Raw genomic sequence first — 16,111 nt, forward strand, 5'->3', positions numbered from 1 at the left:
TTTTGTATTTTCTCAAAATACTGCAAATGGAGTGATTGAATTGAAAAGGTGGCTTTTAGGCATACTTGCATTTACATTGGCGTGGATTCAAGCTTTTGAATGCGGACCAATATCATATGCATACGAAGAAGGAGTGCAAACTGAGACTCAAATAGGGATTCAAGAGCAGACAGATCCGAACCAGTTTGTGTCCTATCCGGCAGGACTTGGGATTATAGTACCTGGAATTCTTTCAATTGAAGAATCTCCGTCTGACGAAGCGATAAGGTTTTATGGGCCTGACGGAAGCAGCATATACATATATAGCCAGGATATAAAAGAAACTTCAGCTAGGGAGTACATAAACTACAGTAACAAGCAGATAAACAATTCAAGGGGCAGCTTCAGGCCCGTATATGAAAAAGACATAAAGCTTTCAAATGGTGTTAGAGCAGTTGAATTCATGTATGAAAGAGACAAAATAGACAATATAGAGAACGACAAGAATGCATATTTTGAAATAAATTCGATTTACCCAAATGAAAGCAGGGTTCTTACGTTCTGGCTTAAAACAGACTCGGACAACCTGGAATACTACAAGAGTCTATTGAACGATATGGCTTCAAGTGCGTGGGTGTTTGAAAAAGCAAAAGCAGACTATGCGGTTTCCTATGAGGACAAAGATATAGACATAAAGGGCGAAAATATAAGACTAAAGATAGGAAGGCAGAGGATGCTTTGGGGTATAATGCATCCCCACAATCTTGACGGGTCTGACTATACGTCAAATCTTAAGCCGTTTGAAGAGGAAATGGGCAGGAAGTTTGAATTTCTCATGACATATTCGGATTTTGAACATGATGTCAATTTGGACGAAGTTGAGGATGTGTATGAGGATGGCAGGGTGATAATGCTAACATGGCAGCCGTGGACCTACATAGACAAGACCCAAAATGAGAATCTTGAAAGCGAAAGTACAGTACTTATACCAGAGATAATAAAGGGAAGCTATGACGAGTATATAAGAAAATGGGCAAGGGACATAAAGAGCATAGGCAATCCGGTTTTTGTGAGATTTGCAAACGAGATGAACGGGGACTGGGACGCATGGTGCGCATGGTATTTCGGAAAGGATACTGAGCTTTACAACGAGGCGTGGAAGCATCTTTGGAACATATTCAAGGAGGAGGGCGCCGATAATGCGTTGTTTGTATGGAATCCACACGACAGATCGTATCCGGACTTTGTATGGAACAACTCACACATGTACTATCCTGGAGATGAATACGTCGATTGGGTAGGCCTTACAGGGTATAACAATGGGACTTCGTTTAATGGAGACAGCTGGAGGGAATTTGGCGAGATATACTATCCGCTTTACAACGACTATATGAAGCATTACAGTGAAAAGCCATTTATGATAACTGAGTTTTCATGTAATGAAGACGGCGGGGACAAGGCAAAGTGGATAAATGACGGCTTCAATGAATTTGCAAATATGCCCAATATAAAAATAGCCGTATGGTTCAACCAGGTGGATACGAAGTGGCAGTATAATATAGATTCATCTAAAAGATCGTATAGGGCATTCCAAAATTCAGTAAACAAGAACCCTCATTTTTCCATGAAGAGCGTATTCGAGCTTTCGGAAAGGAAAACTACCGAAGATGCGATTGATTTAATATGGAAAAACCATTAAGCAGAATTGACTGATATGAAATGAAAATCGGAATTGCCAAAGAGGGGAGCATGTTATGTTTGGAAATGCCAAGTTTAAATTGCTTACAAAGATACTTTATGTAACAGCTGCTGTAGCCGGAGCGGGAATTGTGGCTTTTGGAGCCGGATTTGAGCCTGGGTCTGAAGGCGATCCTGTGGTTACAAAATCATACGTGGACAAACAGATTGAGGACTGGGGCATAAATATAGAGACTAAGATAAGTGACATATATTCAAAGATGGCCAGCGGTGAGAGTTCTTCAAGTGATCCTGTGCAGAAGGAACTTCAAATAGTAGAGGTCGAAGCGGGCAAAAGCGCAGTATTTGCTTCGGGTGCACAGGTTATACTAAGAGGCGGAACGGGAAGCATAATAGACAGCCCACAGGGTGGAATAGTTGACATTACGCAGGGCGTAGATCTTAGAGCCGGGTACGACGTTCCAGCAAACCATCTTCTGATGATTCCCAGGGATGACGGAAGGGGAATAAGGGCTGTTACAAAATGCATATTAATGGTTACGGGAGAATACGAAATTAAATAGGCCAATAAGAAATATCAAGGCTGAATTTGTTATCAATGGGGGTATAAATACCCCCATTTTTATTGTATAATTAAAGAGTTTGGTTCATGCTTATTATGAAAGGATGATACATATGCTTAAAATCAGAAAACACTTGGCGATATTCCTTATAATAGGAATGATTTGTTCGGGAATTTTGCTGCAGGGACGAATCAGTGCTGAAAAAAATTACAAGAATGTGGACATTGTGCTCGACTACGAACAGGTGCTAAATATGGCGGCTGAATCAAACGAGCATGATGCAGAGTATTTCTTAAAAGAGTTCAAAAAGCTTGGAGTTGCATCGGTAGGAATTGTAGAGACTACCCTGGATTCTCTTGCTGAAAATGTAGATGTGGACGTAAGGCTTGAGGGATATGATATCATAGTGGATTCGAAAGACCAGGATATACTCCAGTTTGTAAAGAACGGCTATGAGAAAAAGCTAGGGAAAGACAGCTTTGAGATTGTAGATGAGGACACTCTGAAAATACTGGGGAATAGATCAGACTACATATTTGATGAAACGTATGTAAAGGATAACGAGGGCAATACTATAGGACTTAAAAAGATAGCTCAGGGAACCAAAAAGCAGTTCATAGGGCTTGGATACCTTAAGTCTGATATAGACCTCATAAAAAAGGCAGGGCTTGAAGTGGTGCCAAGGCCTCTTTACACTTCAGAGTATGAAGATGAAAAGAGTATAGACTTTTATTTTGACTTCTTGGATGAAAATAGAATAGAGCCCGGAGTCATGATATTTGCAGGAAAAGAGGTGCTCGGGGGAGCGGACAATGTTGAGCGCCTTGCAAATGAGATGAAGTCAAGGGGCATAATGCCTGGAATGATAGAAAACAGCGTCCAAAGGGAGCATCTTGAGCAGGACGGCATGGAACAGCTCGTACAGAAACTGGACTACAATGCCACAAGGGTATTCAATCTTTGGGAGTACCTTCAAAAGAGATTCGACTACCAAATACCTTTCCACAGAAGCGGACAGGAGGTCATGAACTCAATATACAGGGCTGTTACTGAAAGGAACATAAGGGTCGTATATTTCAAGCCTTTCATCGATGGAAAGGACAGATATGTAACCGATATGGAAATATACGGGGCGAGATTTGCAGAGCTTGAAAAGAGGCTGAGCAGGCATAAAATCAGCATAGATCCTGTACAGCCTATGAATACAAATTATCCAAACAGGCTGATGCAGATGGGCGTTGCGGCAGGAATTGTAGCAGCCGGATTTGTATTGCTTGAGAACATGGTAAGGTCAAGGGAAAAGCTATTTACAATACTGTTTGGAGTTGCGGCTTCTGGTACAGTTGCCATATTCGCATCGGGTATGGCGACCGACATGGCGGCAAAGGTATTTGCCCTGCTGGCGTCAATAATACTGCCTTCTGTGGCGATGTTTGCGGGACTCAACATGGTCAAAAAGATATTGGCAGCGCCAAAGCGTGAAAAGATAAGGACAAAGGACATAGTGGTCGAAAGCGCCATACTGCTTGTGATAATGTCGGCAATATCTCTTGTGGGTGCAATGTTTGAGACTTCGCTTCTTTCTCATTCAAAATACCTTCTGGAAATGGACATATTCAGGGGAGTCAAGATTTCACAGGTGGGCCCTATAGGCATTACAGTGCTTATATGGATGGCCATATTCGGATACAAGAGAGCGCAGGATAGAAACACAATTTCAAAAGACGAGATATTGAGGCTTTTGAACGAAAACATAAAGGTATGGCATGTCGTGCTTGCAGGCGCACTGGGAGCATTTGCAATAGTCTATATAGCCAGAATGGGCCATGAAACTTCTATACAGCCGTCTTCACTTGAAATACTGTCAAGAAACACGCTTGAATACGTACTGAAGGCTAGGCCTAGAACAAAGGCAATAACAATTGCACATCCGGCAATGCTCATGCTGGTATATATGGCATACAGAAAGAAGGAATGGCTTGTACTGCCTATTTCACTTGCAGTGTCAATAGGCCAGGGCAATATAGTGAATACATTCTCGCACATTAGGACTCCACTGTACATGTCGCTGTACAGATCCATATACGAAATAGCAATAGGGGTATTGGTGGGGGCTGTAATTGTAGGAATTGTAAATGTGATTTGGAATCTAATTGAGAGGAGATATAAAAATGCATAGAGTGCTTGTCTCCGGTTATTACGGATTCAACAATGTCGGAGACGAAGCTATATTGAAGGCCCTGATAGAGGGACTAAGGCAGACTGAGAGTGAATGTGACATAGTGGTGCTCTCCCAGCATCCGAGATTCACTGCTCAAAAGCACAATGTGCGCTCAGCAAGACGGATGAACGTATTCAGGCTCTTGTGGGAGATAATGAGGTGCGATGTCCTGATAAGCGGTGGAGGCTCACTTTTTCAGGATGTCACATCCAAAAGGTCGATACTGTACTACCTTTCAATAATATATATTGCAAAGCTGATGAACAAGAAGGTCATGGTGTATTCACAGGGAATAGGGCCAGTTATAAAGCATTCAAACAGAAAATTTTTAAAAAAGGTTCTGGGCAGAGTGGACCTCATAAACGTAAGGGACGAAAAATCCCAAAAAGAGCTTTGGGATATGGGGGTACAAAAGGACATACTTGTAACAGCGGATTCAGTATTTGGGATGAAAAAACCGAGCGGTGCAAAAGGAGCCTTAGTGCTGGATAAAATGGGGATACCTAAAGGCAAAAAACTTGTAGGGATGTCCGTAAGACCATGGAATAAGGGCATTGATATAAAGCGTGAATTTTCAAGCCTGTGCGAAGCTGTGGCTAATGAGATGGACTGTGAGATAGTACTCATGCCATTCCATTTTTATTCGGATCTTGCTATAATGGAGAGCATATATGAGTCGCTCGACAGCAGTACAAAAAAAAGAGTGCATCTTTTAAAGGAGTACCTTTATGTTGAGGACTATCTTTCGCTAGTGTCCAACATGGATGTATTCGTAGGGATGAGACTACACGGACTCATATTCTCGGTTCTTATGGGTGTACCTGCGGTAGCTGTGTCATATGACCCTAAAATAGACAGCTTTATGGCATCGATAGGCAAAAAAACCGCAGCTAGTGTTTTTAATTTTAATTTTAATGATATAATAGATGAGATAAAACATATATTTTCAAATATCGACAGTGAAAGAGAATATATAAAAGAAAAGACGACTATGCTTTCAAAGCAGGTCAAAATCCATAATGAGGCTTTAAATGAACTTTTAAAATCAGCAGCTCAGGGGTGGAAAAGTTGAGTAAATTGAACATTTTGGGCGTGCCCATTGATAGAGTTGACATGAACAGCGCTTTGTCGAAAATAGTAGAGCATATGGAAAACGGGGATAAATGCGTAGTATGCACTCCTAACAGCGAAATAGTCATGCAGGCACAAGACAACAAGGAGCTTTGGGATTTTATAAACGGAGCAGATCTTGTGGTCCCCGATGGAATAGGGCTTGTTGCCGCATCTAGAATAATTGGAAAACCCCTCAAGGAAAGGGTCACCGGCATAGACCTTATGGAGAGGGTGCTGTGGTATTGTGATATGAACAAGAAGGACGTGTTCATAATGGGAGGAAAGCCCGGAGTTGCACAAATGGCAGCAGAAAACATATCGTGCAAATACCCTGACATTCACTTTTGCGGCACAAATCACGGATATTTCAAGGGGCTTCATGTGGGATGTGAAGGCCATGAAGAGGAAATGGCGGTTATAGACCATATAAACAGTGCAAGGCCGGATGTGCTCTTTGTAGCGCTTGGAGCTCCAAAGCAGGAGCTTTGGATAAAAAAATATGCGAACATGCTCAATGCAAATGTGATAATGGGCGTTGGAGGAAGTACTGATGTATACGCCGGAGAAGTCAAAAGGGCTCCTCAGGTATATCAAAATCTAGGGATTGAGTGGCTTTACAGGCTTATAAAAGAGCCGTGGAGATACAAAAGGATGATGGCTCTTCCAAAATTCGTGGTTGAAGTTATTAAAAGAGGAGAAAACTAGCCTTAGGCTGAGTTTATATAGAAAGAGTTTAATTGGGAGGTTTTACTTGATGAGAAATCATAAGGAGCTAAGAAGTGTAGCCGCAAAGGTCAGAAAGAACATAATAAGCATGCTTCACCAGTCTGGGTCTGGACACCCGGGCGGTTCTCTTTCAGCGGTTGAAATAGTTACGGCTCTATACTTTGATGAAATGAATGTGGACCCTGCAGATCCTAAAAAGGAAAACAGGGACAGGTTCGTACTTTCAAAAGGACACGCGGCGCCTGTGGTATACAGCGTGCTTGCTGAAAAGGGATTCTTTGACAAGTGCGAACTTTTGAAGCTTAGACAGGTGGACTCAATGCTTCAGGGACACCCTGACATGAAAGGGACTCCGGGAATAGAGATGTCTACGGGTTCACTTGGACAGGGATTTTCTGCAGCTTGTGGAATGGCCATGGCTTCTAAAATGGAAGGATCTCCATGGAGAGTATATGCACTTTTAGGCGATGGAGAGGTTCAGGAAGGCTTAGTTTGGGAGGCTGCAATGAGTGCGGCTCACTACAAGCTGGACAACATTGTTGCCTTTCTAGACAATAACGGGCTTCAAATAGACGGAAAAAATGAAGAAGTGCTTGGAGTTGATCCGCTTGGAGAGAAGTTTACCGCATTCGGATGGAATGTAATAGAAATAGACGGACATGATTTTGATCAGATATTCACAGCGCTTGACACTGCAAAGGCTACAGCAGGAAAGCCTACTATGATACTGTCAAAGACTATAAAGGGCAAGGGTGTGTCATTCATGGAAAATCAGGCAGGATGGCATGGCCAGGCTCCTAATGATGAACAAAAAGAGATAGCTTTAAGAGATTTGGGAGGAGAATGCAATGAGTAAAATAGCTACAAGAGAAGCGTACGGAAAGGCGCTTGTGGAACTTGGAAAAAGCAATCCTAAAGTTGTAGTTCTTGATGCGGACCTTTCAAAGTCTACAAAGACTGCGGACTTTAAATCTGAATTTCCAAGCAGATTTTTTAACATGGGAATAGCAGAGGCGAACCTTATGGGAGCGTCTGCAGGACTTGCGGCGTCAGGAAAAATACCTTTTGCATCGACATTCGCAGTGTTTGCTGCAGGAAGGGCATTTGAGATAATAAGAAACTCAATATGCTATCCGAAGCTGAATGTCAAGATATGTGCGACTCACGCTGGAATAACTGTTGGAGAGGACGGAGCTTCTCACCAGGCTCTTGAAGACATAGCAATAATGAGATCTCTTCCAAATATGAGCGTTATAGTACCTGCGGATGCAGAGGAGACTAAAAAGGCCATATTCAGCATAGCTGAATACAATGGTCCTGTTTATACAAGACTGGGAAGATCAGGAGTTCCAGTGCTGTTTGACGAAGATTATGAGTTTGTACTTGGAAAAGGAGTTCAGCTTGCAGGCGGATCGGACGTTTCTATAATAGCATGTGGAATAATGGTTGCTGAATCTCTTAAGGCAAGTGAAATGCTTGCACAGGAGGGAATAAGCGCAAGGGTTATAAACATGTCGTCTATAAAGCCTATAGACAAGGACTTGATAGTAAAGGCTGCTGCTGAAACAGGAGCGATAGTAACTGCTGAAGAGCACAATGTAATAGGAGGGCTTGGAAGCGCAGTTGCCGAGGTTGTATCTCAGGAAAAGCCTGTTCCAATGAAAATGGTTGGAGTAAATGACACTTTCGGAGAATCTGGAAAGCCGGCACACCTTCTTGAAAAATACGGACTTACTGCACAAGAAATAGTAAAGGCTGCAAAGGATGTACTGAAAAAGAAATAGACTATGAGTTCAATTGAATAAATGGCTGTAAGCCACATGGAGTTTTTGATAATGCCTGTGAGATTCACTGTGAAATACGTGGATTTTGCAGGCATTATTTGCATTTCGACAAAAACCGCAAAACATACAAATTATACAAAAAACACTTAAAAAATCTCGAAATTTGTCGATAACATTATTAGACATATGTGAAAGGGGTTTTTGACCATGAAGAAGATAAGCAGCAAGGTAATAGGCCTGACGGTTATAATTTCAATACTGACAGCACTAGTCATAGGCGGCACGGGAATACACTACATGACCAAAATGAACAGCAATATGATTGAAACGTTTAGGAATACGTCTTATGATGAATACGACAAAATGGTAAAGGAACAGGTGGAAACTGCTGTAAGCATGCTTGGCGGCGTATATGAAAGATACCAAAGGGGCGAAATCTCTTTGGAAGAGGCAAAAACGCAGGGAGCAGATATGGTCCGCAGCATGAGATATGGAGCAGAAGGATATTTTTGGGTTGACACAAAGGATGGGGTCAATGTTGTTTTGCTTGGGAAAGAAGATGTAGAGGGAACCAACAGGATGGGCCTTAAGGATGTGAACGACAAGCCTATAATACAGGAGATAATATCAAACGGATTGAAAGAAGGCGGCGGATATACAGATTACTGGTTCCCCAAAAGCGGAGAGCAGGAGGCGTATCCAAAGCGTGCCTACAGCAAGTCGTTTGAGCCTTTTGGTTGGGTAGTGGGAACTGGAAATTATATAGATGACATAGAGAAGTTCATACAGGAAAAGGAAGAAGCAATCAAAAAAGAGATAAGCAAGAGCATAAGGATTTCAGTAATTCTATCTCTGGCTGTAGTGGCGTTTGGAGTGATGCTGTCACTATATTTTGCAAAGAAGATAACAAAGCCTATTTTAGAAGTGACAAAGCTTGTAGACAAAACGGCGAATCTGGACTTATCGGATAATGAAGATATTGAAAAACTGCTTAATTATAAGGATGAAACAGGTATAATAGCCAGATCTGTAATCAATCTTAGGAAAGAGCTGAGCGAAATAATAAATGTGCTCAAGGGCAATTCAGGAGAAGTACTCCAGTATTCAAATGGAATATCCAATTCAACAAATGAAATAGTGGATGGAATAGAGGCAGTCAATGTGGCAATAGAAGAATTGGCACAAGGGGCCACGGAGCAGGCAAATGACGTCCAAACCGGAGTTATAAAGCTTCAGAAGCTCTCTGAAGAGATAAACATTTCGGTGAAGGAATCAGAGGAGGTCAAAAAGAATTCCAATGAGTCAAAAACGGTTAGCCATCAGGGGATAAAGGCCATGGAAGCGCTTGTGGACAAGTTTAAAGAGAGCACTGATTCGAATGACGAAATAGCAAAGAACATAAATGTGCTTGCAGACAAGTCCATTTCCATAGGAGAAATTGTAACAACAATAGAAGCTATATCTGGGCAGACTAATCTTTTGGCGCTAAATGCCGCCATAGAGGCTGCTAGGGCCGGAGAAAGCGGAAGAGGATTTGCGGTCGTCGCTGATGAGATAAGAAAGCTGGCAGAAGAGACGGGACAGTCCACTAAAAGGATAAATGGCATGATAGAAGAAATTCAAAATGAAGTGAGAAAAGTAAAATCCAATATGGACAGAGGAGAAGCTATAAACAGGGATGCGGCAGAATCTATGAGTGAGGCGGAGAGGGCCTTCATGAAAATAGAATCTGTTATAGAAGACATGCTTGAAAAGGCAGACAGTCTGGTAGACCATATAAGCGTTGTAAATGATGAAAGAAATGATGTCTTAAGATCCATGGAAGGCATATCAGCTGTAACTGAAGAATCGGCGGCATCGACAGAAGAGGTTTCGGCTTCAATGGAAGAGCAAAGCTCAATAATGCAAACCATTGCGGACACTGCACAAAGCCTGAAGTCCGTAGTAGACAGATTGGACGAAGTCATAAACAGATTTAATATGTAGAGATGTGAAGTGTATGAGCTCAAATAGTAAATTATATGCAATTAATCTGTTTTTGGCCAATTTGAAGGTTTTTGCAGAGTATGAATACTCTGTGTGGTTTTTATTTAACAAATTCAGATTGTATTTAGAGCTCGTATCAGTTGATATCAAGCGAATACCTCTTGAACAGGTAAATGTTCAAGGGGTATTCGGGGATACTTTGATAAAAATTTATAAAATAAAATATGGAGTTGGAGTTTGAATTACAGGGCACAGGGTATATAATTAATGAAAGATAAACAATAGTTATAAGGATGAAAGGACAGGCTGTGAGGCCTAAACAAGTAGCATCTTAAAAATAAAACCCAATCAAGGGGGGACAAGAATACCTTGAGATAAGAAAAGTGTAAGTATCCGTGTAAGCTTCAAATCACAAAGGAGTGATGCGGGATAAGAAACTTGGAAGAACCATCGGAAAACAAAACTGAATATGAAACAAGGTATCATGCTTATAACTGTTGAACCAGGCTATCACTCGTAAAGAAGAGAAATAGCCTGGCTTTCTTTTTTTTGTGTAAAGCTGCGGATTGAAAAAGCGTGCAAACATCATATTTGCACGCCCTTTTCACGATTAAATTCTATTTCCGTCTACGGATATGGTTATTTCGCTGTATGGAACAATCTTTTGGGAGCACAGAATTGCCTGTTTTACTGAAGCGATTATGCCAGAGCAGCATGGAACTTCCATTCTCACAACGGTTATGCTCTTTATGTCGTTGCCTGAAAATATTTCAGTAAGCTTTTCTTCATAATATTTGTTGTCGTCCAGCTTAGGGCAGCCTATAAGTGTTATCCTTCCCTTTATGAACTCCTCGTGGAAGTTCGCATATGCATATGCAGTACAGTCTGCAGCTATCAGTATGTCAGCGCCATCTAGATAGTCAGCCTGGGGATTTACGAGCTTTATCTGTACTGGCCACTGGCCGAGCTGAGATTTTGGATTTTCTGAAGAAGCGCATTGTGAAGACTTTAGCTGTACGGGAGCGCTATTTTTTTCTATTTTCTTTGCCATGGTTCCAGGGCATCCGCAGGGAATAGGCTTTATTTTAGCCTCCTCGGCTTTTTTCCTCTGTAGCTCTTTTACCGCATCGTCATCGTATGGATCGGCTTCTCTCTCAATCATTTTTATTGCATTTGTAGGACATGCAGGAAGGCAGTCGCCGAGTCCGTCGCAGTATTTGTCGTGGATAAGAGCTGCCTTTCCGTCGATCATCTGAATTGCACCTTCATGGCAGGCGCTTGCACAAAGTCCGCATCCGTTGCAAAGATCTCTGTCTATTTCTATTATATTTCTTTTCATATATAATCATCCTCTCTATGACACTGGGTGTTTGTCGGTTTCTATGATTTTATTATAGAGTTAGTATATAATAAAATATGTAACTTTGGTTACGAAATATCGAAAATTTAGCCTGGATTTAAAAAATTATGGAGATATTAAGGCAGCACACTGAAATATGTTTTATCCATTTAAAATATCATGGGAGGGATTTCGTTGGAAAAAAAATATCTGATGTACATTTCAAAAAGCATACTCTTCAAGGGATTTAAGCCGGAGGAAATAGAAAGGGCGCTTGGGGCTGTAAATTACAGCATAAGGAATTTTTCAAAGGGAGAAGTCATAGCAATAGAGGGAGACCAGTGCAACCGTATAGGAATAGTTATGGATGGCGAGATTGCAGTCCAGAAAGTCTATTTTTCAGGAAAAGTCGTAAACCTTACAAAGCTTTCAAAAGGGGACATATTCGGCGAGGTAGTGGTGTTTTCAAATCACGGGCAGTATCCGGCGACAATAGTTTCTCAAAAAAAGTCGGCTGTACTCTTCATATCAAGGGGAAACATAATAGGTCTTTGCAGAGAGGATGACAAGTTTCTACAAAATTTCATGAATCTGCTTTCAAACAAGATACTAATGCTGAACAAAAAAGTTGAAAACCTGTCACTCAAAACCATAAGGCAAAAAATATGCAGATTCATAATAGAAGAATACAAGAGGCAGGAAAAAAAGCGCCTAAAGATTCTAACAACCAGGAATGACATGGCTGAAAGCTTTGGAATACCGAGGCCTTCGCTTTCGAGAGAGCTTGTCAACATGAGGGAAGAAGGGCTTATCTCATTTGGAAAAGGGTATATGGAAATACTGGATATAGAGGCCATAGAGGAGTTTCTGATGTGAAAATGCCGCTAAAAGAGCAGCCCGGACAACATCAAACAGATTAAAACATGCCCATGTTTTTGAAACATCTTTTATAAATGTCAAAATGGGGTAAAAGATAACTAATGCTATAATTTGTTATAAGTGGGGGTGTTTAAATGGTAGATTTAAAAAAGTGGGAGCTTAATAAAGATGAATTAAAGTACAGTTGCGAGCTGGAAAAATACGAGTTTGAGACTACGAAGGACCTTGAGCCGCTGAGGGGGATAATAGGACAAAACAGGGCGGCGGAGGCGCTGAGGTTCGGGCTTAAAATGAAAAAAAACGGATACAATGTATATGTTGCAGGCCTTAGCGGAACAGGAAGAACCAGCTATACAAAATCACTTGTGCAAAAGGTGGCTTCGACCCAAAAGGAAAAGAACATAAGGGACTGGGTGTATGTATACAATTTCAACTCTGCAGACGAGCCTACGGCGCTGTCTTTCGAGGCTGGAGTGGCAAAGCAGTTTAAAAGGGATGTCGAGGTTACAATAGACAAGCTCATGGACGAGGTTCCTAAAATATTTTCATCAAGGGAATATGAAATAAGAAGCGCAGAGATAGTCCAAAGATATGAAAGGATAAGCAAGAACATACTCATTGAATTGAACGAGTTTGCAAGAACAAAGGGATTTATATTCCAGCAGACGAACCAGGGTCTCTTTAGCATACCGCTTAAAAGCGACGGCACGCCTATGAGCGACGAAGAATACAAGGATCTTACAGAGGAGGACTATGAAACGATAAGGGCCAAGTCAAGCCAGGTGAACAAGGAGATAAACGACTACCTGAACAGGATAAGGGCGCTTGAAGGACAGTTCAGGGAGAGCCTTGAAGAGCTGGACAGAAGAACTGGCGACAGCATAGCGAGCTTTTTCATAGAAGTGCTCATAGAAGATTACGGCAAGGATGAAAAGGTGCTTTCGTACCTTAAGGAAGTTAAAAATGACATAATAGAAAACATTCACAAGTTCAAGGAAAGCAAGACACAGGAGCAGCCGAACCCTCTATTTATGATGCAGCAAAAGGACGACGGAAGATTTTTCATGAGGTACCAGGTGAATCTTTTCATAGACAACAGCGGCAGGGAGGATCTGCCTATAGTGAACGAGATAAATCCGACATACTACAACCTCACCGGAATGATAGAGTATAAAAATGAAATGGGGGCTATGACCACCAATTTCATGCAGCTCAAGCCCGGGGCGCTGCACAAGGCAAACGGAGGATTTCTTATACTGGATGTAAAGGATGTTTTTTCACATCCTTTTGCATGGGATGCGCTAAAACGTGCGTTAAGGACAAATTCAATAACAATGGAGACGCTTAACAAGCAGTATGGATACATAGTGACTTCTACTCTCAAGCCCGATCCTATAGATCTAGATCTCAAAGTCATACTGATAGGAGACTACAGGACTTACAGCATACTGTACGCATATGACGAGGAGTTCAGGAAGCAGTTCAGGATAATGGCTGATTTTGACGTTGAGTTCAAGAGGAATGAAGAAAATGTAATAAAACTAGCAAGGTTCATAAGAAGCCACTGCGAGGAGGTAGGAATAAAGCACTTCGACAAGGGTGCGGTCGAGAAGGTGGTCGAGTACAGCTCAAGGCTTGCAGACGACAAGAAAAAGCTGAGCGCAAGGTTCAACCAGATTGTTGAAATACTTTACGAAGCTGATGCATACAGCAATGATGAAAATGAATATGTCACAGCAACGGACGTGGCAAAGGCCATAGAGGGAAAAAGGTACAGAAACAGCAAATACGAGGAAAAGCTCAACGAACTGTTTGAAGAAGGAACTCTGCTGATAGACATAGAAGGTGAAAAAATAGGCCAGATAAACGGGCTTACGGTTATGGGAAGTGGGGAGTACAGCTTTGGAAAGCCTGCCAGAATGACTGCGTCCACATACAAGGGAAAGGCCGGAATAATAAACATAGAAAGGGAGGTAAGGCACAGCGGAAGCATACACGACAAGGGTGTGCTCATACTCAGCGGCTATTTGGGCGAAAGATATGGAAAGGAAAAGCCTATATCGCTTGCAACTTCAATCACTTTCGAGCAAACATATTCCCATATAGACGGAGACAGCGCATCGAGCACAGAGCTCTATGTTATAATATCAAGCATAGCACAGATTCCAATAAAGCAGTATATAGCTGTAACTGGCTCAATAAGCCAAAAGGGAGAGATACAGCCTATAGGTGGAGTCAATGAAAAGATAGAGGGCTTCTTTGACGTATGCAAGATAAAGGGGCTTACGGGAAGCCACGGCGTAATGATCCCAAAGACAAACGTCAAAAACCTGATGATAAAGGACGAGATAATAGATGCTGTTGAAAATGGTTTATTCCACATATATGCAATAGAGAATGTGAGCGAGGGTATTGAAATACTTACGGGGCTTACTATGGATGAAATTGACAGCAGGGTAAGGGAAAGGCTTGAAAAGTCTTCTGAAGATGAAGACAAAAAAGACAAAGGAGATAATGAAGAGAGTAAAGACAATGATAAAAAGGATAAAAACGGCGGCGATAAGAATTAACAAAAGACTCCAAAAGATTGTGAGATATAGCATATGTGAAAAAGACATCCGCTAAGCGGATGTCTTTTTTGCTGAATTATCGGATTATCAGAACCGGTACGTTTGAATAATGGACAACCTTGTCTGTGGTGCTTCCGAGGGTGAACCTCTTGGCGGCGCCCATGCCATGAGTGCACATCACTATCATGTCAAAGTACTCAAGCCTGCTCACGTCGAGTATGACTTCGGCAGGATGTCCAAAACCTATCAATACGTTCACCTCTATATTGTTGCTCTTGAAAAACGTAACAGCCTTGCGAATAGACTCCAGGTATATCTTGCCATGAGTGCGATTTTGTATGCTTGTGTCTTTGTAGGAACATGAATCCAAACTCATATAAGATGTTTCGACGGTGCCTGGAAGATAGCCCTTTTGGACATTCAGTATATAGATTTCGCATCTGCCGAGAGTCTGAATATGTTCGATAACATATTCGAAGGCCTTGAAGCAGTAGTCCGATCCGTCATATGGAAGTAGGATTTTCAAAATACCACCCCTTTCTATGGGTTATATATAATTTATACCAAAATGAAAAAGGGTTAACCGGATAGCATGCATATTATATGGAGCGATTACTTATTATCCTATTTTCAGTCACTATATAATCCAGTATAATGTCGTGATCATCGCAAGGTATGAAGTCATATACCTGGAGTTCAAATGCAACGCCTATTGTAACGAGGCTGTTGTTTTGTATGGAATGGATGAACCTGTCATAAAAACCGGCGCCATATCCCATTCTGCATCCATTTTCGCCAAAAGCCACCCCGGGCACTATCACGATATCTATAGAATCCTTGTCGAATGGTCTTGTGAACTCTTTTTTTGGTTCTTTTACCCCGTAGGTGGAAACGGCAAGTTCGGCATCAGGGTCTTTTAATAGCGAGGGTATGAGTTTTCTGCCTTTTATTACGGATATGGGAACTATTGCATTTTTACCGGAGTCTATTATGTGGCGGATGAGCCTGTCTGTCTTGACTTCGTTTTTAAAATCAACATAAAGCATTATGTTTTGTGCTTTTTTGAACTCATTCATTGAGACCAATGCGTTAAAAATTGAATCTGATTTTTTGCATACTGCCCTGTCAGGCATATTGCTTCTTTCGGACAGGGCATTTTTTCTAAAGCTTGATTTATCAATCATAAGTAGCCTCCCATATTCATAGTTATTCATAGTGATTGAAGACATGCACAGTTTATTGGTATAATATAG

General features: G+C 41.5%; 13 protein-coding genes. 10 read left to right on the top strand and 3 right to left on the bottom strand.

Annotation, left to right across the window (positions count from 1 at the left end; all coding sequences use genetic code 11):
• Positions 1 to 40: 40 nt before the first annotated feature.
• The 8 genes from BUQ87_RS06205 to BUQ87_RS06240 all read left to right on the top strand — a co-directional run bounded on the left by BUQ87_RS06205 (position 41) and on the right by BUQ87_RS06240 (position 10,070).
• Entirely contained in the window at positions 41 to 1,678 is a 1,638-nt protein-coding gene (locus tag BUQ87_RS06205; RefSeq protein ID WP_052636171.1) for a glycoside hydrolase family 26 protein, read from the top strand.
• 55 nt (positions 1,679 to 1,733) lie between these two features.
• Entirely contained in the window at positions 1,734 to 2,240 is a 507-nt protein-coding gene (locus BUQ87_RS06210; RefSeq protein ID WP_052636172.1) for a hypothetical protein, read from the top strand.
• A gap of 112 nt (positions 2,241 to 2,352) precedes the next feature.
• A complete protein-coding gene (locus BUQ87_RS06215) occupies positions 2,353 to 4,419 on the top strand; it encodes a DUF5693 family protein (protein ID WP_038266035.1) in 2,067 nt (688 codons plus the stop codon).
• Positions 4,412 to 5,533, top strand: a complete 1,122-nt coding sequence (gene csaB, locus BUQ87_RS06220) for a polysaccharide pyruvyl transferase CsaB (RefSeq protein WP_038266039.1) — start codon at positions 4,412 to 4,414, stop codon at positions 5,531 to 5,533. Before BUQ87_RS06215 ends, csaB begins: the two co-directional genes overlap by 8 nt.
• Positions 5,530 to 6,279, top strand: a complete 750-nt coding sequence (locus tag BUQ87_RS06225) for a WecB/TagA/CpsF family glycosyltransferase (RefSeq protein ID WP_038266042.1) — start codon at positions 5,530 to 5,532, stop codon at positions 6,277 to 6,279. Before csaB ends, BUQ87_RS06225 begins: the two co-directional genes overlap by 4 nt.
• A 49-nt stretch (positions 6,280 to 6,328) precedes the next feature.
• The gene (locus BUQ87_RS06230) at positions 6,329 to 7,156 is read left to right on the top strand and encodes a transketolase (protein ID WP_038266046.1); all 828 of its coding nucleotides are present in this window, start codon (positions 6,329 to 6,331) and stop codon (positions 7,154 to 7,156) included.
• Positions 7,149 to 8,084, top strand: a complete 936-nt coding sequence (locus tag BUQ87_RS06235; RefSeq protein ID WP_038266047.1) for a transketolase family protein — start codon at positions 7,149 to 7,151, stop codon at positions 8,082 to 8,084. The genes BUQ87_RS06230 and BUQ87_RS06235 overlap by 8 nt, the downstream gene beginning before the upstream one ends.
• 207 nt (positions 8,085 to 8,291) lie before the next feature.
• Positions 8,292 to 10,070, top strand: coding sequence for a methyl-accepting chemotaxis protein (locus BUQ87_RS06240; RefSeq protein WP_038266049.1), 1,779 nt, complete (start codon positions 8,292 to 8,294; stop codon positions 10,068 to 10,070).
• 610 nt (positions 10,071 to 10,680) lie between these two features.
• On the opposite strand, the gene BUQ87_RS06250 is transcribed toward BUQ87_RS06240, so the two are convergent.
• Positions 10,681 to 11,409 carry a 4Fe-4S binding protein gene (locus BUQ87_RS06250; protein WP_038266054.1) on the bottom strand — a complete coding sequence of 243 codons (729 nt, stop codon included), beginning with the start codon at positions 11,407 to 11,409 and terminating at the stop codon, positions 10,681 to 10,683.
• A gap of 195 nt (positions 11,410 to 11,604) precedes the next feature.
• Between BUQ87_RS06250 and BUQ87_RS06255 the strand changes: the two genes are divergently transcribed.
• Both BUQ87_RS06255 and BUQ87_RS06260 read left to right on the top strand, forming a co-directional pair.
• On the top strand, positions 11,605 to 12,285 hold the full coding sequence (locus BUQ87_RS06255; RefSeq protein WP_242943791.1) for a Crp/Fnr family transcriptional regulator: 681 nt from the start codon (positions 11,605 to 11,607) through the stop codon (positions 12,283 to 12,285).
• A 137-nt stretch (positions 12,286 to 12,422) separates the two neighbouring features.
• Positions 12,423 to 14,858 (top strand): Lon protease family protein, encoded by a 2,436-nt coding sequence (locus BUQ87_RS06260; RefSeq protein WP_052636173.1) that lies wholly within the window; start codon positions 12,423 to 12,425, stop codon positions 14,856 to 14,858.
• A 76-nt stretch (positions 14,859 to 14,934) separates the two neighbouring features.
• Here BUQ87_RS06260 and BUQ87_RS06265 read toward each other — a convergent pair whose 3' ends face one another.
• Together BUQ87_RS06265 and BUQ87_RS06270 are read right to left on the bottom strand one after the other, a co-directional pair.
• The gene (locus BUQ87_RS06265) at positions 14,935 to 15,384 is read right to left on the bottom strand and encodes a universal stress protein (protein ID WP_038266059.1); all 450 of its coding nucleotides are present in this window, start codon (positions 15,382 to 15,384) and stop codon (positions 14,935 to 14,937) included.
• A 73-nt stretch (positions 15,385 to 15,457) separates the two neighbouring features.
• Positions 15,458 to 16,042 (bottom strand): 5-formyltetrahydrofolate cyclo-ligase, encoded by a 585-nt coding sequence (locus tag BUQ87_RS06270; protein ID WP_038266063.1) that lies wholly within the window; start codon positions 16,040 to 16,042, stop codon positions 15,458 to 15,460.
• Between the last annotated feature and the right edge of the window lie 69 nt (positions 16,043 to 16,111).

Source organism: Peptoclostridium litorale DSM 5388 (assembly GCF_900141635.1).
GTDB classification, from domain to species: Bacteria; Bacillota; Clostridia; order Peptostreptococcales; family Peptostreptococcaceae; genus Peptoclostridium; species Peptoclostridium litorale.

Bases quoted from the DNA above. Each gene is read 5' to 3' on its own strand.
- BUQ87_RS06240 (WP_038266049.1), top strand. From the start codon at position 8,292: ATGAAGAAGATAAGCAGCAAGGTAATAGGCCTGACGGTTATAATTTCA.
- csaB (WP_038266039.1), top strand. From the start codon at position 4,412: ATGCATAGAGTGCTTGTCTCCGGTTATTACGGATTCAACAATGTCGGA.
- BUQ87_RS06210 (WP_052636172.1), top strand. From the start codon at position 1,734: ATGTTTGGAAATGCCAAGTTTAAATTGCTTACAAAGATACTTTATGTA.
- BUQ87_RS06230 (WP_038266046.1), top strand. From the start codon at position 6,329: ATGAGAAATCATAAGGAGCTAAGAAGTGTAGCCGCAAAGGTCAGAAAG.
- BUQ87_RS06270 (WP_038266063.1), bottom strand. From the start codon at position 16,042: ATGATTGATAAATCAAGCTTTAGAAAAAATGCCCTGTCCGAAAGAAGC.
- BUQ87_RS06250 (WP_038266054.1), bottom strand. From the start codon at position 11,409: ATGAAAAGAAATATAATAGAAATAGACAGAGATCTTTGCAACGGATGC.
- BUQ87_RS06215 (WP_038266035.1), top strand. From the start codon at position 2,353: ATGCTTAAAATCAGAAAACACTTGGCGATATTCCTTATAATAGGAATG.
- BUQ87_RS06235 (WP_038266047.1), top strand. From the start codon at position 7,149: ATGAGTAAAATAGCTACAAGAGAAGCGTACGGAAAGGCGCTTGTGGAA.
- BUQ87_RS06260 (WP_052636173.1), top strand. From the start codon at position 12,423: ATGGTAGATTTAAAAAAGTGGGAGCTTAATAAAGATGAATTAAAGTAC.